Origin of the sequence: Micromonospora sp. NPDC049151, assembly GCF_040648395.1 — a bacterium.
Lineage (GTDB): Bacteria > Actinomycetota > Actinomycetes > Mycobacteriales > Micromonosporaceae > Micromonospora.
The window spans coordinates 208,401-225,229 of the sequence record NZ_JBEZDP010000003.1 but is presented as its reverse complement, the minus strand read 5'-3'; the positions used below and the strand labels follow the sequence as shown (position 1 = coordinate 225,229).

Sequence of the window (16,829 nt, the reverse complement as noted above, 5' to 3'; positions counted from 1 at the left end):
GGGCCAGGTTAGGCGTCGGCCGGGTAGGAGCGCAGTTCGATTGTGTTGCCGTCCGGGTCGCTGACGTAGATCGAGGTGCCGGTGCCGCGCGCGCCGAAGCGCGGTACCGGGCCGGTCAGCACGGTGAACACGCCGGAGTCGACCACCCGCTGCCAGTCGACCGGCTCGACCACCAGGCAGAAATGGTCCACGTTGGACCCGATCGGGTCGCCCTTGATCAGGTCGATGATGGTGCCGGCGTCGACGCGTACGGACGGGAACGGCACCTCGCCGGCCCGCCACCTGTCGACCCGCACCGGGGCCAGGCCGAGCGTGCCGCAGTAGAAGCCGAGGGAGCGCTCGACGTCGCTCACCGAAAGCACGAGGTGATCGAATCCGGTCACCGTCACGAGATGGTTCTGCATGCCGTCAACCCTGGTCCGCCGGGTGAGCCGGGCCAAGCCCGTTCCGGACTACGATCGTTGACCCGCAGGCAACGACGGAGGTGCCCGGTGCTGGAGCGGTACGAGGTCGAGACGTTCCTGACCCTGGCCGAGGAACTGCACTTCGGGCGGACCGCCGCGCGGCTGCGGGTGAGCACCGGCCGGGTCAGCCACGTGGTGCGCAAGCTGGAACGCCGGATCGGCGCGCCGCTGTTCGAGCGCACCAGCCGGGTCGTCCGGCTCACCCCGATCGGCGCCCGCCTGGCCGAGGAGATGCGCCCACTGGTCGCAGGCATCGAGGCGGCGGTGCGGCGGGCCGTGGATGCCGGGCGCGGGCTGACCGGTGAGCTGCGGGTGGCGTACGTCGGCGAGTCGACGGCACCCGTGCTGCTGCGCGCGGTGGCCCTGTTCACCGAGCGTCACCCGGACTGCGAGGTGCGCGTGCACGAGGCGCCCCTGGCCAGCACCCGGTCGAGCCTGATGGACGGCACGATCGACGTGCTGATCGCCTCGTACCCCTTCGACGGCATGGCGAACGGCCCGGTGCTGGTGCGCGAGGGCCGGGTGCTCGCGGTGCCCGCCGATCACCCGCTGGCCCGCGAGGAGTCGGTGTCGCTGGAGGTGCTGGGTGACCATCCGGTGGTGCGGTACCCGGCGGTGACCTCGGCCGCGTTCAAACAGGACCGCACGCCGGACCGCACCCCGTCCGGCCGTCCGGTGCCGAAGGGTCCGGCAGGTGGCAGCTTCTCCGAGATGCTGGCGCTCGTCGCGCTGGGGCGCGGGGTGCTGCCGGTGGGCGAGCAGGCCCGCCAGTTCTACGCCCGCCCGGACGTGGCCTACGTGCCGATCCACGACGCGCCGCCGATCTGTCGCGGTCCGGTGTGGCCGGCCGGGAACACCACCTCCCGGGTACGCGAGTTCGTCCGCGCGGCTGCCGACGCCAACCCGCTGCCGGAGGACTGACGTCGCACCCGGCTGGCAGCATCGGCGGGATGCGGGACGAGATCCGGGCACTGGTCGAGGAACTGACACCTGGCGACGAGCAGGAGGCGCGGCACCGGGAGGCGGCGCTGACCTGGCTCGCCGCCACGGAGGACATCTTCCGCCGGGCCAAGCCGCGTACGCCGTCGCCGCATCTGGTCGCGTACTTCCTGCTCCGCGACTCGGCCGACGGCGCGGTGCTGCTGGTCGACCACCGTCTCGCGGGCATGTGGCTGCCGAGCGGCGGTCACGTCGAGCCCGGCGAGCACCCGGCCGACACGGTGCGCCGCGAGTTGCGGGAGGAGTTGGGCGTGGCGGCGGTCTTCGCGCCGCCGTTCGGCGAGCGCCCGGCGTTCCTGACCGTCACCGAGACGGTCGGCCCGCCGGAGCAGCGGCACACCGACGTGAGCCTCTGGTACGTGCTGTCCGCTCACCGTGACCAGCGGTTCACGCCCGATCCGGTGGAGTTCGCCGGCATCCGCTGGTGGACGCCGGCCGAGGTGACCGAGGCGCCGGCCGGCACGATCGAGCCGCACCTGGGCCGGGTGCTGACCAAACTGGCGGCAGCGACGCCTTGACCCGTCCCCCGCGGCAAGGCCCAGCGTGGTCGGTGCCGGTCGCGGTGACCGGCACGAGGAGCGCGAGGGAGGCACGGTGCGACTGCTGACCATCGGCGCGTTCGCCCGCGCGACCGGCCTGAGCGCCAAGGCGCTGCGCATCTACGACGACTGCGGGCTGCTGCCCCCGGCCGCGGTGGACCCGCACTCGGGCTACCGCTACTACGCGCCGGAGCAGGCGGACCGGGCGCGGCTGATCGCCGGGCTGCGCCGGGCCGGGATGCCGCTGGCGGAGATCCGTACCGTCTGCGGTCTGCCGCCCGCTGCCGCCGCCGAGGCGCTCGACGCCTGGTGGCGGCGGGTCAGCGCGGACACCGCGGCGCGCGGCCGGGCCGTCGCGCTCCTCGTCGGCACGCTCAGCGAGAGGGGCACCACCATGTCCGAGACCACCTTCCGGTACGCGACGCGCTGCGAGACCGGCGCGGTCCGCGACTCCAACGAGGACACCGCGTACGCGAGCACGGCGCTGCTCGCGGTCGCCGACGGCGTACGCGGTCCCGCCGGGTCCACTGCCAGTGCGGCGGCGGTGGACGCGCTGCGGCCGCTGGAGCAGGCCGACGCGCCGCAGGCCGATCTGCTCGCCGCGCTGGCCGACGCGGTGAGCCGGGCCGATCAGGCGGTACGCGCGCACGCCACCGACGCCGACCAGCCCGCCACCACGCTCACCGCGCTCGTGCGGCGCGGCACCCGGCTCGCGCTCGCGCACGTCGGGGACAGCCGGGCGTACCTGCTGCGCGGCGGCGAGCTGTCCCGGCTCACCCAGGACCACACGTACGTGCAGACGCTCGTCGACCAGGGGCGGCTCACCCCGGCGGAGGCCCTGGCGCATCCGCGGCGGGCGCTGCTGGCCCGGGCGCTCGGCGTGGGCGGGGAGGTGGAGGCGGATCTGGCGCTGCGTACCGCGCTGCCCGGTGACCGCTACCTGCTCTGCTCCGACGGCCTGTCCGCGGTGGTGGAGCCGGGTGCGCTGCACGCCGCGCTGACCGAGGCGGGCGATCCGGAGACCGCCGTCGAGCGCCTGGTCGAGCTGGCGTACGCGGCCGGCGCGCCGGACAACATCGCCTGCGTGGTCGCCGACCTGGCGGCGTGATCCCCGCGACCCGGGTCGGACTGTCCGACCCGGGTCGTACCCTGGCGCTCATGCGAATCGGCATCGTGATCCTGCCCGACCAGCGCTGGTCGGAAGCGCGCCGGCGGTGGGCGCAGGTGGACGAGTGGGGCTTCGACCACGCCTGGACCTACGACCACCTGGGCTGGCGTGACCTGGTCGACGGGCCGTGGTTCGACTCGTGGACGACGCTCACGGCGGCGGCCGGCGTGACGTCCCGGGTGAAGCTGGGGACGCTCGTGGCCTCGCCGAACTTCCGGCACCCGGCGGCGTTCGCCCGGCAGGTCACGGCGCTCGACGACGTGTCCGGCGGCCGGGTGCTGCTCGGCCTCGGCGCGGGCGGCATCGGCTTCGACTCGGCGGTGCTCGGCGGCGAGACGCTGCCCCCACGGCAGCGCGTCGACCGGTTCGCCGAGTTCACCGAGCTGCTCGACGCGATCCTGCGGGAGGACGGCACGACCTGGCGCGGGGAGTGGTTCACCGCTGTGGACGCCCGCAACAACCCGGGGTGCGTCCAGCGGCCCCGGGTGCCGTTCGTGGTCGCCGCGAACGGTCCCCGTTCGATGCGGCTGGTCGCCCGGTTCGGGCAGGGCTGGGTGACCACCGGGCTCGGCGGCGACGACATCGAGGCGTGGTGGGGCACCGTGGCGGAGCTGTCCGACCGGATGACGCGGACGCTGGAGCAGGCCGGCCGTGACCCGGCGACGCTCGACCGCTATCTGTCGCTCGACTCGGCGCCGGTGTTCTCGCTGACCAGCGCCGACTTCCTCGCCGAGCAGGTCGGGCGGGCGGCCCGGCTGGGCTTCACCGATGTGGTGACGCACTGGCCCCGGGCCAGCAGCTGGTACGCGGGCGACGAGGCAGTGCTGGTGGAGGCGGCGGCGCTGCTGCCCGAGCTGCGCCGGGCCGGTTAGGTGCCGACGCCGCCTTCGGTGGAGACGAGCCGGAACCGGAGGCAGACGACGGCTGTGTCGTCGGTGACCGGCGTGCCCTGCCGGGCCCAGTAGGCGGCGTGGCCCTCGCGCCACTCCTCGATCGACCGGTCGCCCTCGCCCTCGGCGCGGGCGAAGTCCCACGGCACGTCGGCGAAGCGCACCACCCCGACGCCTGTCACCTCGATCACGGCGACGAACCGGTCGTCGTCGTCGACGAGCACCTGCCGCTCGCCGACGGTCTCCAGTTCCTCGCCCTCCTCGTCGTACTCCCGCACGAGACCGGCGGTGGCGGTCTTCACGCCGGAGAGCACGAGGGTGTTGAGCCGGGTACGCAGCTCGCCGGGCGTGCCGAGGGCGAGTGCGCGCAATCCACCGATGCGGGGCCACATGCCGCCGACGCTACGGCACCGTACCGCCGGCGCTCACCCGGTTTCCCGGCGTCTCACGGCAGTTCGTCGCCGGTGAGCAGGGCGCGCAGCCTCAGCCGCCCGGCCACCTCGGGTGGGCAGGTCGCCACGAGCGCGGCTGCGCCGATCAGGTCGGCTCCGGCGTCCGCGACGACCCGGCGCAGCGCGTCCAGTTGCGCGCCGGTGTCGACCCAGTCGTCGACCAGCAGCACCCGGTCGCCGGGGCCGAGCCGCCTCCCGTCCACGCCGACCCGCAGCCGCCGTCCCCGGTAGTCGGGGGGTGTGTCGGCCCAGCGCGTCGGCCCGGGCCGGCGTCGCCCGCCACCGTCCTTGTACGCGGGCAGGAAACCCGCGTCGGCGGCGACCGCGACGAGCGGGCCGAGCAGCAGCCCGGTCACCTCCGGCGCGATCACGACGGTCGGACTGGTGCCCGGGAACAGCCCGGCCAGGGCCGGCCCGACCTGGGCCAGCACCTCCGGGTCACGCCACCAGCCGGAGATGTCGCTGACCAGGTGGGTGCTGCCCGGCCCGGGGTCGATCCACCGGAACAGCTCGACCAGGCGACGAGTCAGCACGGGTTCCATCCTGGCGGATCGGTGGGCCGTTCGGCCGATCGACGCTGGCGTGATCGGCTACACGTACCAGGGTAAATGTGGGCATAGCACCATGATCACGTTGACTTCGGAAGTGCTTCTCTCGTTACGGTCCGGGCCGGTTTGTTCAGCTGACGAAAGGACCGGGCCGGTGGCTGCTAGGCACCTTCGTACCCGCAAGTTCTCCTCGCCCGCCGCCATCGCCGCGACCGCGGCGGTCGGTGTGGCGCTCGCGGTCGGCGGTACCGTCGGCGCCGTGCGGCTCACCTCCGCCGAGCCGCCCGCTGAGCCGGCCGTGGTCGAGACGCTGCCCAGCACGCCCGCCGCCACGTCGGCCGCCCCCTCGCCGAGCGCGTCCGCCTCGCCGAGCGCGAGCCTCAGCCCGTCGCCGAAGGCCACCCCGAGCCCGAAGGCGAGCCGCACCCAGGCGGCCTCCCGGAGCAAGGCCCGGACCGCCTCCCCGTCGCCGACGGCGAAGAAGACGAGCAGCCCGAAGGTCGTGGACAGCGGCTCCTGCGGCGCCTCCTTCTACGCCGAGGGCCAGATGACGGCGAACGGCGAGTCGTTCAACCCGGACGCGCTCACCGCCGCGCACAAGACGCTGCCGTTCAACACGAAGGTGCGGGTCACCAACCCGGCCAACGGCAAGTCGGTGGTGGTGCGGATCAACGACCGCGGCCCGTTCATCGACGGCCGGTGCCTGGACCTGTCCCGCGCCGCGTTCGCGACCATCGCCGCCACGAGCCTCGGCCACGTGAACGTCCGGTACGAGGTGCTCGGCTGACCGGCCACTCGGGCAGAACTTCCACGACCGACGGGCCAGGGTCATTCTCCCGTCCACGTCCATCAGGCATGCTGTCCGATGTACGCACGCAACCCTTCCAGCCGGGCCGCGGCCCGCTGAGTCCCGGATCCCGCGCCGGCCTCGGCGCGGCCCTCGCGCTGCTCGCGATCGTGGTGGCGGTGGAGCTGGCCGACGGCCGCCCGGCGCACTACCTCGCGCTGATGGTCGTCGCGCCGTTCCTCGCGGCGGCACTGGCGTCCTGGCGGGTGGTGCTCGCAGTGGGCGGCCTGGCCACCGCCATCGGGATCGCCTTCGCCTTCGCCGAACGGGGCAGCCCGCTGGTGACAGTCGTCAACGTGACGGCGGTCGGGGCGGCCACCGCGATCGCGGCGGCCACGGCGGCGATACGCCAGCGCCAGGCGGAGCGGATCGCGGAGCTGACCCGGCTCGCCTCGGTCGCCCAGCAGGCGGTGCTGAGACCGCTCGGACCGCAGGTCGGCACGCTGGCGGTGGCGGCGCGGTACATCTCCTCCACCGCTACCGCCGAGATCGGCGGCGACCTGTACGAGGTGATGGACACCCCGTACGGCGTCCGCATGATCATCGGTGACGTACGGGGCAAGGGGCTGGACGCGGTCCGCCTGGCCAGCATCGTGCTCGGTTCCTACCGGCACGTCGCGTACGAGCGGGCCGACCTGCGCGCGGTGGTGACCGACCTGGACCGCGCGGTGGCCCGCAACGTCGGCGACGAGGACTTCGTCACCGCGGCCCTGGTCGAGGAGCGCGGCGGCACGCTGACCATCGTCAACTGCGGGCACCCGCCACCGCTGCTGCTGCGCCGGGGCGCGGTGATCCCGTTGGAGCCGCCCGCGCCCGCGCCGCCGCTCGGGTTCATGCCCGTGGTCCGGCCCCGGGTGGAGCGGCTGGAGCCGGGTGACCGGCTGCTGCTGTTCACCGACGGGCTGGGCGAGGCGCGCCGGGACGGCGAGTTCTTCCCCACCGCCGACCGGGCCTGGCGGCTGCTCGGCCACGGTACCGTCGCCGACGGGCTGGCCTCGCTGGAGACCGCCCTGGTCGAGTGGGTGCACGGGCGGCTCGACGACGACATCGCGCTGGTCCTGATGGAGTATGTCGGCCCGCGCAGCGCCCCCGCCGCGGCGGTGCCGAGCTGGGAGGTCGGCGCCGCTGACGGATGAACGGGAAGTGTGTAATCGCTGTCACTTCCGAGATCCGCTTGTCGTTGCCTACCGGCGAGTAATACAGTCTGGAGTTACTGATCGGTAACACCTGTCCGGAAGCGGGGCCAGCGAGCATGACCCACTACAAGAGCAATGTGCGGGACCTCGAGTTCAACCTGTTCGAGGTATTCGGGGCGGACCGGACGCTCGGCCAGGCCCCGTTCACGGACCTGGACGTCGACACCGCCCGCAGCTTCCTCGGTGAGGTCGACCGCCTCGCCCGCGAGGACCTGGCTGCCAGCTACTCGGACAGCGACCGCAACCCGCCGGTCTTCGACCCGGCGACGTTCACCGCGCCGCTGCCGGAGTCGTTCAAGAAGTCGTACAAGGCGTTCATGGACTCCGAGTTCTGGCGCCTGGACCTGCCGGAGTCCCTGGGCGGCACCAACGCCCCGCGCGCCCTCTGGTGGTCGCTCGCCGAGCTGGTGCTCGGTGCCAACGCACCGATCTGGATGTACGCCTCCGGCCCGTCCTTCGCCCACGTGCTGCACGTCGAGGGCACCGAGGAGCAGAAGAAGTGGGCCCGGCTGTTCATCGACAAGCAGTGGGGCTCGACCATGGTCCTCACCGAGCCGGACGCCGGCTCGGACGTGGGCGCCGGCCGTACCCGCGCGATCCAGCAGCCGGACGGCTCGTGGCACATCGAGGGCGTGAAGCGCTTCATCACCTCCGGTGAGCACGACCTGAGCGACAACATCGTCCACTACGTGCTGGCCCGTCCGGTCGGCGTCGAGGGCGTCGGCGGCCCGGGCACCAAGGGCCTGTCGCTGTTCGTCGTGCCGAAGTACCACTTCGACCCCGAGACCGGCGAGCTGGGCGAGCGCAACGGCGTCTACGCCACGAACGTCGAGCACAAGATGGGCCTGAAGGTCTCGAACACGTGCGAGGTGACCTTCGGCGAGCACGGCGTACCGGCCAAGGGCTGGCTGCTGGGCGAGAAGCACGACGGCATCCGCCAGATGTTCATGATCATCGAGTACGCCCGGATGCTGGTCGGCACCAAGGCGATCGCCACCCTCTCCACCGGCTACCTCAACGCGCTGGAGTACGCCAAGAACCGGGTGCAGGGCGCCGACCTCACCCAGATGGCCGACAAGACCGCGCCACGGGTGACCATCACCCACCACCCGGACGTGCGCCGCTCGCTGCTGCTGCAGAAGTCGTACGCCGAGGGCCTGCGCGCGCTCGTCTGCTACACCGCGACCTGGCAGGACAAGGTCTCGATCGCCGAGGCGGCCGGTGACGAGAAGGCCACCAAGCTGGCCAAGCGGGTGAACGACCTGCTGCTGCCGCTGGTCAAGGGCGTCGGCTCGGAGCGGGCGTACGAGCTGCTCGGCCACGAGGCGCTGCAGACCTACGGCGGTTCCGGCTTCCTCCAGGACTACCCGCTGGAGCAGTACGTCCGGGACGCCAAGATCGACACCCTGTACGAGGGCACCACCGCGATCCAGAGCCTCGACCTGATCTTCCGGAAGATCGTCCGGGACAACGGCAAGGCCCTGATGGCGGTCGCCGCCGAGATCCAGGAGCACATCGCCTCCGAGGCCGGCAACGGCCAGCTCAAGGAGGAGCGTCAGGCGCTCGGCAAGGCGCTCGCCGAGATCCAGAACATCCTCGGCGTGATGACCGGCTGGCTGGGCGAGGCCCAGGGCGGCGACACCCGGGCGCTCTACAAGGTCGGCCTGAGCAGCCGCCGGTTCCTGCTGGCGATCGGCGACCTGGTGGTCGGCTGGCTCCTGCAGAAGCAGGCGGACGTGGCGCTGAAGGCGCTGGCCGGCGAGGTCTCCGCCGCCGACAAGTCCTTCTACGCCGGCAAGGTCGCCGCCGCCCGGTTCTTCGCCCGCGAGGTGCTGCCCCGCATCGGCGCCGACCGGCGGATCATCGAGGGCACCGACCTGGAGATCATGGACCTCCCGGAGGACGTCTTCTGAGCCCTTCCGGGGGATTTCACCCCTGAAGCGTCACTCTCCCCCTCATGACGACGGCCGGCGGGCACCAGCCCGCCGGCCGTCGTCGTGCGCGCGCCAGGGGGTGGATAGGCGGCCCGGTGGCGGGTAACCGTCGCGGACCACGACCGAGTACGCCCAAGGCCATCGCACGGGGGAGTGCAGCGCACATGGGCATTGGTAGCGCCATCTTTCTCATCGCGCTCGGCGCGATCATGACCTTCGCCATCCGGGCCAACGTCTGGTGGATCGACCTGCGTGCGGTCGGCTGGGTGTTCATCCTGGCCGGGCTGGGCGTCCTGCTGACGACGCTGTGGTTCTGGCAGGACCGCCGCAAGCGGGCCCGCACGCTCATCGTGGAGGAGAACCGGCTGTCGCATCCGACAGCGATGATGCCGCCGCCGCCCGACCCGCCGCCGCCGACCGCCCCGCCGTCCTGAGGTCGCCCGTCAGCGGCCGATCCGGTCCAGCTCGGCGAGGTCGTCGCCGGAGAGGGGCAGGCCGGCGCCGGCGACGTTCTCACGCAGGTGCGCGACGGACTTCGTACCGGGGATCAGCAGGATGTTCGGCGAGCGCCGCAGCAGCCAGGCGAGGGCGACGCCCATCGGCGTCGCCCCGAGGCGTGCGGCCACCGCGGACAGCGCCGAGGACTGCAACGGGGTGAAGCCGCCGAGCGGGAAGAACGGCACGTAGGCGACGCCCTGCCGGGCCAGCTCGTCGATCAGGTCGTCGTCGCCGCGGTGGGCCAGGTTGTACTGGTTCTGCACGCAGACGATCGGCGTGATGGTCTGTGCCTCGGCGACCTGTTCCGGCGTCACGTTGCTCAGGCCGAGGTGGCGGATCACGCCCTCCTGCTGGAGCGCGACGAGCGTCTCCAGCGCCTCGGCGAGCGAGCCGGGCTGCGGCCCCGTGGCGTCGCCGAGCCGCAGGTTGACCAGGCCGAGCGCGTCCACGCCGAGCGTCTCCAGGTTCTCCCGGACCTGCCGGCGCAGGCTCTCCGGATCCCGGGCCGTGGGCCAGCCGCCCTGCTCGTCCCGGTCCGCGCCGACCTTCGTGACGACGTGCAGCGATTCCGGGTACGGGTGCAGCGCCTCCCGGATCAGCCGGTTGGTGACGTGCGGCCCGTACGCCGCGCTGGTGTCGATGTGGGTGATGCCGAGCGCGACCGCCTCGCGCAGCACCGCCAGGGCGCCGTCGTGATCGGCCGGCGGCCCCATGACCCAGGGCCCGGCGAGTTGCATGGCGCCGTAGCCGAACCGGGTGACGGTCAGGTCGCCCAGGGTCCAGGTGCCGCCGGGAAGGGTGGTGGGTGCCATACGTGTACCTCTGGCTCTCGTCGTCCGTTGGCGGCTCCGCCGGGGTGACGGCGCCGAGTTCCACTATCGGCGTGTAAGTTTCTGGTGGGAAGTAGGCACCTGAAAGTGCGTAGCTCGCCGGACGGCAGGAGCAGGGATGAGCAAGGCGGAGTACGACGCGTTCCTGGCCCAGTGCCCCAGCCGGCAACTGCTCGCCCGGATCACCGACAAGTGGGTCACGTTGGTGCTGGCCGCGTTGCGCGGCGACGGCTCGCACCGGTTCGGGGCCGACTGCGCCGGTGAGCCGCGCCCGATGCGCTACTCGGAGCTGTCCCGCACGCTCGCGGGAGTCAGCCAGAAGATGCTCACCCAGACGCTGCGCAACCTGGAACGCGACGGCCTGGTCACCCGCACCGTCGAGCCCACGGTGCCGGTGACGGTCACCTACGAGCTGACCGCGCTCGGGCTGTCGCTGCACGAGACGATCCGGGGCCTGAAGCTCTGGGCGGAGACGCACATGGACGACGTGCTCGCCAACCGGGAGGCCTACGACAGCCGGGTCTGAGTCGTACCGTTCAGGCGCGGGCGGTGTGCCGGGCGGTGAGTGGCGCGCCTCCCGGGGCCAGGTCGGCCCACCCGGTCGTCGGCAGGTGCACCACGAGATCCGTGGTACGCAGCCCGTCCGGGTCCGCCCGCTGCGGGTCGAGCAACGCCGAGAGCAGCGAGACGCCCGGGTTGTGGGCCACGAGCAGCACGGTGCCGGCGGTCGGGTCGACCGTCCGCAGCAGATCCAGCAACTGGGCCGGGTGCGCGTCGTACGCGGTCGTCTCGTACCGCACCGCTGGGAGCGGTCCCGCCGGGCCGCCCTCCGGCGGTGAGCCGGTCATGCCCGTCGCCACGTCGTGCCAGGTCTGCCGGGTGCGCCGGGCCGGTGAGCAGAGCACCACGTCGGGAAGCAGCCCCTGCCGGGCGAGCCAGGCGCCGGCCACCGCCGCGTCGGCGTGTCCCCGCGCGGTGAGCGACCGCTCCGCGTCCGGGCCGTTCGCGGACTGCTCGGCCTTGGCGTGCCGCAGCAGCACCAGCGTCCGCTGCCCGTTCCTGCCGTCCGTCATACCGCCCAGCTTGCCTGATTGACGATCAAAGCGCCTGGGTATGTCGATGGGTGCCGCTACCTCATCCATGGCCGCGGCGGGCAGGAAACGCCAGCAGGACGCCAAGGAGGCGACGTCATGGGCATCGGTGCCAGCATCTTTCTCATCGCGCTCGGCGCGATCTTCGCGTTCGCCGTGGACGCCGACCTGGGGTGGCTGAACCTCAACGTGGTGGGCTGGGTGCTCATGCTCGCCGGGGTCGCCGGCCTGCTCACCACGCTCTACTTCTGGAACAGCCGCCGCCGGGTGGTGGCCGCCCCGGTGCGCGAGCAGGTGGTCGCCGAGCCGGTGGTGCCGGTGCGCGACGACCGCGTCGTGCGCGAGGAGTACCGCGAGGTGCGCCGTCCGGGCTCGGGCTACCCGGCCTGACCCCCCGAGAACCCGAGGGCCCCGCAACGGCGCGGGGCCCTCGCGCATGCCCGGGGAGCCGCGCCGGTGACGCGGCCCGGCTCAGGCGAACAGGGCGAAGTAGATCGCGATGTGGTGGCAGATCGCCGCGACGAGCGTGCAGGCGTGGAAGAACTCGTGGTGCCCGAAGACGGTGGGCCACGGATTCGGCCGGCGCAGCGCGTAGAACACCGCGCCCACGCTGTAGATCGCGCCGCCCGCGCTCAGCAGCACCAGCGCGGTGACGCCGCCTGCGCGCAGGATCTGGGGCAGCATGGCCACCGCGACCCAGCCGAGCGCCAGGTAGAGCGGGGCGGACACCCAGCGCGGCGCGTGCGGCCAGATCAGCTTGACCGCCACGCCGGCGATCGCGCCACCCCAGACCAGGCTCAGCATGATCGTGGCCTGCCGGGTGTCCAGCAGCAGCGCGCAGAACGGCGTGTAGGTGCCGGCGATGAACACGAAGATCATCGAATGGTCCATCCGGCGCATGATCTGGTAGCCGCGTTCGGACCAGACCCGCCGGTGGTAGAGCGCGCTGGTGCCGAACAACCCGCACACGGTGAAGCTGTAGATCAGGCAGCTCACCAGCGGCGCCCAGCCGGGACGACCGGCGGCGATCGAACAGAGCACGATGCCGCAGACGAGAGCGGCGAAGAACGCGTACGCGTGCAGCCAGCCGCGCATACGCGGCTTCCCGATGTCGGCCGGCCGGAGCCGGAACGGTGCGGAGGTCGTCACCTCAATAGGTTACGACGGCGTAGGTTACTTGCAAGTAGTGTGGACCGTCACCTCACCCGACGGGAGGATGACCGGATGCGGATCCGGCCGGTCGGGGCGTACGCCCTGCTCCTCGACTGTGACGACGCGGCCCAGGCGCAGGCGTGGCGGGCCGAGCTGTGGCACCGGCGCGAAGCGGGCGAGCTGACCGCCACCGAGATCGTCCCCGGCGCGGTCACCGTGCTGCTCGACGGCGTACCGGACCCGGAGGCGACCGCAGCCCGGATCGCCCGCTGGCACCCCCGCACCACCGGCTCCGGCACGGCCGCCGCCGAGGTCCGGGTGCCGGTCGTGTACGACGGCGACGACCTCCCACTGGTCGCGGAACACTGGCACGTCGACGTGCCGGCCGTCGCCGACCGGCTCCGGCGCACCGAGTTCCGGGTCGCGTTCTGCGGGTTCGCGCCCGGGTTCGCGTACCTGACCGGGCTGCCGCCCGAGCTGGCGGTGCCCCGGCTCGCCACGCCGCGTACCCGGGTGCCGGCCGGCTCGGTCGCGCTCGCCGGCCCGTACGCGGGCATCTACCCCACCGCGTCCCCCGGCGGCTGGCTGCTCGTCGGCCGCACCGACCTGCCGCTGTTCGACGTGCACGCCGACCCGCCCGCCCGGCTCACCCCCGGCACCCGGGTCCGGCTGGTCGACGCCCCGTGATCGAGGTGCTGCGGGCCGGGGCGCTCACCACCGTCCAGGACCAGGGCCGCCCCGGGTGGGCGCACCTCGGCGTCCCCCGCTCCGGCGCCCTCGACCCGGCCGCCCTGCGCCTGGCCAACCGGCTCGCCGGCAACGACGAACGCGCCGCCGGCCTGGAGATCACCATGACCGGCTGCGTACTGCGGTTCACCCGGGCCGTCGCCGTCGCGCTCACCGGCGCCCCGGCCGACGTGACCGTCGAGTGGCGGGCCGGGGACACACAACCGCGCCCGGGGGACGTGGGACGGGCGCTCTCGCTCCCGGCGGGCGCGGTGCTGCGCGTCGGACCGGCCCGCGCCGGGGTGCGGACCTGGTTGGCGGTCAGCGGCGGGATCGCCGTCGAGCCGGTGCTCGGCAGCCGCGCCACCGACACGCTCTCCGGCCTCGGGCCGCCGCCGCTGCGCGACGGGGACCGGCTGCCGCTCGGCACCCCGGCCGGCCCACCCGCACCCGTCGACCTCGCCGTCACCGGGCCGGTCCCCGACGAACTGCGGCTGGCCGTGCGCCCCGGGCCCCGGCAGGACTGGTTCACCCCCGAGGCGCTCGACCTGCTGTGCCGCGCCGCGTACACGATGAGCCCGGACAGCAACCGGGTCGGCGCGCGACTGGCCGGCGCGGCGCTGCCCCGCGCGGTCGCCGGTGAACTGCCCAGCGAGGGTCTGGTGCTCGGCGCGGTGCAGGTGCCGCCGGACGGCCGGCCGCTGGTCTTCCTGGCCGACCACCCCACCACCGGGGGGTACCCGGTCATCGGGGTGGTGGACGACGTGACAGCGCTCGCCCAGGCCCGGCCAGGCACTACGGTGACGTTCCATGGACCTCAACGCTGACCTGGGCGAGGGATTCGGAAGCTGGCGGCTGGGCGACGACCACGCGCTGCTCGACCTGATCAGCTCCGCGAACGTCGCCTGCGGCTTCCACGCCGGTGACGCGGCCACCATGCACCGGGTCTGCGCCGGCGCCGCCGAACGCGGCGTCGCGGTGGGCGCGCAGGTCGGGTACCGGGACCTCGCCGGCTTCGGCCGGCGGCACATCGCGTACGACTTCGCCGAGCTGCGCGACGAGACGATCTACCAGCTCGGGGCGCTCGACGCCTTCTGCCGGCTGTACCGCACCCGGGTCCGCTACCTCAAACCGCACGGCGCGCTCTACCACGCGGCAGCCCGCGACGAGGGCCAGGCCGCCGCGCTGGTGGCGGCGATCAGCGGGTACGACCACGAGCTGCCGGTGCTCTGCCAGCCCGGCACCGTGCTGGCCCAGTTGGCGGCCGGCGCGGGCCTGCGCGTGGTGGCCGAGGGCTTCGCCGACCGCAACTACCTGCCAAACGGCACGCTGGTGCCGCGCGGCTCACCGGACGCGCTGGTGACCGACCCGGAGCAGGTGGCCGCCCGGGCGGTACGGATGGCCGTCGAGCAGACCCTGGTCGCTGTGGACGGCACGGTGATCCCCTGCCCGGTCGAGTCGATCTGCCTGCACGGGGACACGCCGGGGGCGGTGCGGTGCGCGGAACTCGTGCGGGCCGCGCTCGTCGACGCGGGGGTCACGCCCACTCCGTTCGCGTGAAAGGAAGGGCCCCCTGTTAACGCCTCCGGTAGAGGAAGGGGCCCTTCTTAACACGCGCCGTCAGGCGTCCATCCCGCGCAGGACCAGCGGCACACGGGTCGCGCCACCGGTGACCACCCGGACCGGCACGCCCCAGTCCTGCCGCGTCAGGTGGCAGGCCGCGTGCTCCACGTCGGCGTCGCAGGTCGCCGCCTGGGCCGTCACCTGAAGCACCCCCTGCGCCACGTCGCCGCTGACCACCAGCCTGCGGGACAGGTCGGTGGTGGTGCCCGCGCCCTCGACCAGCAACTCCGGCGGGGACGCCGAGACCACCAGCCGGGTCGACGGCCCGTACGTCTCGTCGAGCTTCTGCCCCGGCGCCGGCGTGAAGATCACGTCCAGGGTCAGCTCCCCGGCCGCCACGTCGGTCGGTTTCCGTTCCAGCCGGTGCCGGGGGCCGTCCACCGTGTTCGCCCCGGCCGACGTCAGCGCGCCCGGCGCCAGCCGGGTCAGCCGGTGCGCGGCCGACTCGACCACCAGCACGTCGCCCTCACCGGTGAGCACCAGGTCGCTCGGCTCGGCCAGCCCGTCCGCCACGGTGCCCACCTGCCCGGTCTCCGGGTCGAAGCGGCGCACCGCACCGTTGTACGTGTCGGCGATCAGCACCGAGCCGTCGGGCAGCGCGCACACGCCCAGCGGGTGCTGGAGCAACGCCTGGTCGGCCGGGCCGTCCACGTGCCCGAAGTCGAACAGGCCCTGCCCGACGGCGGTGTGCATCACGCCGCCGGAGACCCACCGGATCGCGCTCGTCTCGCTGTCCGCGACCCAGAGCCGGCTGCCGTCGGCCGACACCGACAACCCGGACGGCTGGGCCATCCACACGTCCGGCAGCGGGCCGTCCCGCAGCGCCTCGACGGTGGTGCCGGCGTACATGCCGGCGGTCCGCTTGATCGGGTCGAACCACCAGAGCTGGTGGATGCCGGCCATCGCGACGACCACCCGGTCGTCGTACCAGGCCACGTCCCACGGGGACGACAGGTCGACAGCGCGGGCGTCGTGCGCGTGGTCGTCGACGGTCGAGCGCCACTGCCGCCCGCTGCCCGCCACCGTGACCACCTCGCCGGAGGACAGCCGTACGCCGCGCAGCAGGTGGTTGACAGTGTCCGCGACGACCACGTCGTAACCGGCCACCTCGGCCACGTGCGGCGGCAGCAGGCAGAGCCCCTGCGGCTCGGCGAACGTGGCGGCGGAGGGCGGGCCGTCGGTCCGGCCCCGGGCACCGGTGCCGATGCGGCGGACCACCGTCTCGCCGTCGGCGGCCAGCTCGACCAGGGAGTGCCGGGCCGAGTCGCTGACCAGCAGGTTCCCGCCTTCGAGAGGTACGGCCTTGCCGGGGAACCGCAGCACGGTGTCCGGCTCGGCGGGAGGCACGTACGGGCCCTCGCCCCGGTGCAGCGTGCCCTTCGCCTCGTGGGTGGCGATCAGCTCGTCGACCAGCCGGGCCAGCCCTTCGGCGTGCCCCTCGCCGGCCATGGTGGCGACCACGTACCCCTCGGGGTCGACCACGGCCAGGGTCGGCCACGCCTTGGCCGCGTACTGCTGCCACATGTCCATCTCGGCGTCGTCGAGCACCGGGTGGTGCACGCCGTACCGCTCGACGGCCGCGGCCAGCGCCGCCGGGTCCTTCTCGTGCTCGAACTTCGGCGAGTGGACCCCGATCACGACCAGGACGTCGCCGTACTTCTCTTCGAGCGGGCGCAGCTCGTCGAGCACGTGCAGGCAGTTGACGCAGCAGAACGTCCAGAAGTCGAGCAAAACGATCTTGCCGCGAAGATCGGCCAGCGTGACGCCCTTGCCGCCGGTGTTCAGCCAGGCCCGACCCCGCAGTTCCGGTGCCCGTACGCGTGCGCTCATGCCCTCCATCGTGCCGCACCGGCGCGGCGCGCTCCCGGCGAT

The 16,829-nt window shown here is 73.3% G+C and carries 20 protein-coding genes; 13 read left to right on the top strand and 7 right to left on the bottom strand.

The window, feature by feature from the left end:
• Window positions 1-8: 8 nt before the first annotated feature.
• A complete protein-coding gene (locus tag AB0B20_RS06090) occupies window positions 9-404 on the bottom strand; it encodes a VOC family protein (RefSeq protein WP_357468516.1) in 396 nt (131 codons plus the stop codon).
• A gap of 87 nt (window positions 405-491) precedes the next feature.
• On the opposite strand from AB0B20_RS06090, the gene AB0B20_RS06085 reads away from it, so the two are divergent.
• The 4 genes from AB0B20_RS06085 (at window position 492) to AB0B20_RS06070 (ending at window position 4,042) form a co-directional block, all read left to right on the top strand.
• On the top strand, window positions 492-1,385 hold the full coding sequence (locus AB0B20_RS06085; protein WP_357468513.1) for a LysR substrate-binding domain-containing protein: 894 nt from the start codon (window positions 492-494) through the stop codon (window positions 1,383-1,385).
• 29 nt (window positions 1,386-1,414) lie between these two features.
• Window positions 1,415-1,981 carry an NUDIX domain-containing protein gene (locus tag AB0B20_RS06080; protein ID WP_357468510.1) on the top strand — a complete coding sequence of 189 codons (567 nt, stop codon included), beginning with the start codon at window positions 1,415-1,417 and terminating at the stop codon, window positions 1,979-1,981.
• 76 nt (window positions 1,982-2,057) lie between these two features.
• Entirely contained in the window at window positions 2,058-3,110 is a 1,053-nt protein-coding gene (locus AB0B20_RS06075; RefSeq protein ID WP_357468507.1) for a MerR family transcriptional regulator, read from the top strand.
• A 50-nt stretch (window positions 3,111-3,160) separates the two neighbouring features.
• Window positions 3,161-4,042 carry an LLM class flavin-dependent oxidoreductase gene (locus tag AB0B20_RS06070; protein WP_357385266.1) on the top strand — a complete coding sequence of 294 codons (882 nt, stop codon included), beginning with the start codon at window positions 3,161-3,163 and terminating at the stop codon, window positions 4,040-4,042.
• On the opposite strand, the gene AB0B20_RS06065 is transcribed toward AB0B20_RS06070, so the two are convergent.
• Together AB0B20_RS06065 and AB0B20_RS06060 are read right to left on the bottom strand one after the other, a co-directional pair.
• Window positions 4,039-4,452, bottom strand: a complete 414-nt coding sequence (locus tag AB0B20_RS06065) for an ASCH domain-containing protein (RefSeq protein ID WP_357385264.1) — start codon at window positions 4,450-4,452, stop codon at window positions 4,039-4,041. The two genes, AB0B20_RS06070 and AB0B20_RS06065, sit on opposite strands and share 4 nt — an antisense overlap.
• A 53-nt stretch (window positions 4,453-4,505) precedes the next feature.
• Window positions 4,506-5,054: a phosphoribosyltransferase gene (locus AB0B20_RS06060; protein WP_357385262.1), complete on the bottom strand. Its 549-nt coding sequence runs from the start codon at window positions 5,052-5,054 to the stop codon at window positions 4,506-4,508.
• Window positions 5,055-5,214: 160 nt separating this feature from the next.
• On the opposite strand from AB0B20_RS06060, the gene AB0B20_RS06055 reads away from it, so the two are divergent.
• The 4 genes from AB0B20_RS06055 to AB0B20_RS06040 all read left to right on the top strand — a co-directional run bounded on the left by AB0B20_RS06055 (window position 5,215) and on the right by AB0B20_RS06040 (window position 9,471).
• On the top strand, window positions 5,215-5,847 hold the full coding sequence (locus AB0B20_RS06055) for a septal ring lytic transglycosylase RlpA family protein (protein WP_262012823.1): 633 nt from the start codon (window positions 5,215-5,217) through the stop codon (window positions 5,845-5,847).
• A 68-nt stretch (window positions 5,848-5,915) separates the two neighbouring features.
• On the top strand, window positions 5,916-7,043 hold the full coding sequence (locus AB0B20_RS06050; RefSeq protein ID WP_357385258.1) for a PP2C family protein-serine/threonine phosphatase: 1,128 nt from the start codon (window positions 5,916-5,918) through the stop codon (window positions 7,041-7,043).
• Window positions 7,044-7,159: 116 nt separating this feature from the next.
• Window positions 7,160-9,016 (top strand): acyl-CoA dehydrogenase, encoded by a 1,857-nt coding sequence (locus AB0B20_RS06045; protein WP_357385256.1) that lies wholly within the window; start codon window positions 7,160-7,162, stop codon window positions 9,014-9,016.
• Between the two features lie 185 nt (window positions 9,017-9,201).
• The gene (locus tag AB0B20_RS06040; RefSeq protein WP_013283345.1) at window positions 9,202-9,471 is read left to right on the top strand and encodes a DUF6458 family protein; all 270 of its coding nucleotides are present in this window, start codon (window positions 9,202-9,204) and stop codon (window positions 9,469-9,471) included.
• 9 nt (window positions 9,472-9,480) lie between these two features.
• On the opposite strand, the gene AB0B20_RS06035 is transcribed toward AB0B20_RS06040, so the two are convergent.
• Window positions 9,481-10,347 carry an aldo/keto reductase family oxidoreductase gene (locus AB0B20_RS06035; protein ID WP_357385254.1) on the bottom strand — a complete coding sequence of 289 codons (867 nt, stop codon included), beginning with the start codon at window positions 10,345-10,347 and terminating at the stop codon, window positions 9,481-9,483.
• Window positions 10,348-10,483: 136 nt separating this feature from the next.
• Between AB0B20_RS06035 and AB0B20_RS06030 the strand changes: the two genes are divergently transcribed.
• Window positions 10,484-10,891 carry a helix-turn-helix domain-containing protein gene (locus tag AB0B20_RS06030; RefSeq protein WP_357468502.1) on the top strand — a complete coding sequence of 136 codons (408 nt, stop codon included), beginning with the start codon at window positions 10,484-10,486 and terminating at the stop codon, window positions 10,889-10,891.
• 10 nt (window positions 10,892-10,901) lie between these two features.
• Here AB0B20_RS06030 and AB0B20_RS06025 read toward each other — a convergent pair whose 3' ends face one another.
• On the bottom strand, window positions 10,902-11,438 hold the full coding sequence (locus AB0B20_RS06025) for a histidine phosphatase family protein (RefSeq protein ID WP_357385250.1): 537 nt from the start codon (window positions 11,436-11,438) through the stop codon (window positions 10,902-10,904).
• Window positions 11,439-11,555: 117 nt separating this feature from the next.
• Here AB0B20_RS06025 and AB0B20_RS06020 point away from each other — a divergent pair, with 117 nt between their 5' ends.
• Entirely contained in the window at window positions 11,556-11,846 is a 291-nt protein-coding gene (locus tag AB0B20_RS06020; protein WP_318331784.1) for a DUF6458 family protein, read from the top strand.
• 81 nt (window positions 11,847-11,927) lie between these two features.
• Here the strand turns inward: AB0B20_RS06020 and AB0B20_RS06015 are convergent, their stop codons facing one another.
• Window positions 11,928-12,605 carry a hemolysin III family protein gene (locus tag AB0B20_RS06015; protein ID WP_357468497.1) on the bottom strand — a complete coding sequence of 226 codons (678 nt, stop codon included), beginning with the start codon at window positions 12,603-12,605 and terminating at the stop codon, window positions 11,928-11,930.
• 75 nt (window positions 12,606-12,680) lie between these two features.
• Here AB0B20_RS06015 and AB0B20_RS06010 point away from each other — a divergent pair, with 75 nt between their 5' ends.
• Genes AB0B20_RS06010 through AB0B20_RS06000 form a run of 3 tightly spaced genes read left to right on the top strand, consistent with a single transcriptional unit; the run spans window position 12,681 to window position 14,894 of the window.
• Entirely contained in the window at window positions 12,681-13,295 is a 615-nt protein-coding gene (locus AB0B20_RS06010) for an allophanate hydrolase subunit 1 (protein WP_357468493.1), read from the top strand.
• Entirely contained in the window at window positions 13,292-14,161 is an 870-nt protein-coding gene (locus tag AB0B20_RS06005; protein WP_357385243.1) for a biotin-dependent carboxyltransferase family protein, read from the top strand. Before AB0B20_RS06010 ends, AB0B20_RS06005 begins: the two co-directional genes overlap by 4 nt.
• Complete coding sequence (locus AB0B20_RS06000; RefSeq protein ID WP_357468490.1) at window positions 14,145-14,894, top strand: 5-oxoprolinase subunit PxpA; 750 nt, start codon at window positions 14,145-14,147, stop codon at window positions 14,892-14,894. The genes AB0B20_RS06005 and AB0B20_RS06000 overlap by 17 nt, the downstream gene beginning before the upstream one ends.
• 60 nt (window positions 14,895-14,954) lie before the next feature.
• Here AB0B20_RS06000 and AB0B20_RS05995 read toward each other — a convergent pair whose 3' ends face one another.
• Entirely contained in the window at window positions 14,955-16,787 is a 1,833-nt protein-coding gene (locus tag AB0B20_RS05995; RefSeq protein WP_357468487.1) for an NHL domain-containing thioredoxin family protein, read from the bottom strand.
• Window positions 16,788-16,829: the final 42 nt, after the last annotated feature.

Excerpts from the sequence above, each read along its gene's own strand:
- AB0B20_RS06020 (WP_318331784.1), top strand. The coding sequence starts at position 11,556 with ATGGGCATCGGTGCCAGCATCTTTCTCATCGCGCTCGGCGCGATCTTC.
- AB0B20_RS06080 (WP_357468510.1), top strand. The coding sequence starts at position 1,415 with ATGCGGGACGAGATCCGGGCACTGGTCGAGGAACTGACACCTGGCGAC.
- AB0B20_RS06010 (WP_357468493.1), top strand. The coding sequence starts at position 12,681 with ATGCGGATCCGGCCGGTCGGGGCGTACGCCCTGCTCCTCGACTGTGAC.
- AB0B20_RS05995 (WP_357468487.1), bottom strand. The coding sequence starts at position 16,787 with ATGAGCGCACGCGTACGGGCACCGGAACTGCGGGGTCGGGCCTGGCTG.
- AB0B20_RS06045 (WP_357385256.1), top strand. The coding sequence starts at position 7,160 with ATGACCCACTACAAGAGCAATGTGCGGGACCTCGAGTTCAACCTGTTC.
- AB0B20_RS06090 (WP_357468516.1), bottom strand. The coding sequence starts at position 404 with ATGCAGAACCATCTCGTGACGGTGACCGGATTCGATCACCTCGTGCTT.
- AB0B20_RS06000 (WP_357468490.1), top strand. The coding sequence starts at position 14,145 with ATGGACCTCAACGCTGACCTGGGCGAGGGATTCGGAAGCTGGCGGCTG.
- AB0B20_RS06030 (WP_357468502.1), top strand. The coding sequence starts at position 10,484 with ATGAGCAAGGCGGAGTACGACGCGTTCCTGGCCCAGTGCCCCAGCCGG.
- AB0B20_RS06040 (WP_013283345.1), top strand. The coding sequence starts at position 9,202 with ATGGGCATTGGTAGCGCCATCTTTCTCATCGCGCTCGGCGCGATCATG.
- AB0B20_RS06060 (WP_357385262.1), bottom strand. The coding sequence starts at position 5,054 with ATGGAACCCGTGCTGACTCGTCGCCTGGTCGAGCTGTTCCGGTGGATC.
- AB0B20_RS06025 (WP_357385250.1), bottom strand. The coding sequence starts at position 11,438 with ATGACGGACGGCAGGAACGGGCAGCGGACGCTGGTGCTGCTGCGGCAC.
- AB0B20_RS06070 (WP_357385266.1), top strand. The coding sequence starts at position 3,161 with ATGCGAATCGGCATCGTGATCCTGCCCGACCAGCGCTGGTCGGAAGCG.
- AB0B20_RS06050 (WP_357385258.1), top strand. The coding sequence starts at position 5,916 with ATGCTGTCCGATGTACGCACGCAACCCTTCCAGCCGGGCCGCGGCCCG.
- AB0B20_RS06035 (WP_357385254.1), bottom strand. The coding sequence starts at position 10,347 with ATGGCACCCACCACCCTTCCCGGCGGCACCTGGACCCTGGGCGACCTG.
- AB0B20_RS06065 (WP_357385264.1), bottom strand. The coding sequence starts at position 4,452 with ATGTGGCCCCGCATCGGTGGATTGCGCGCACTCGCCCTCGGCACGCCC.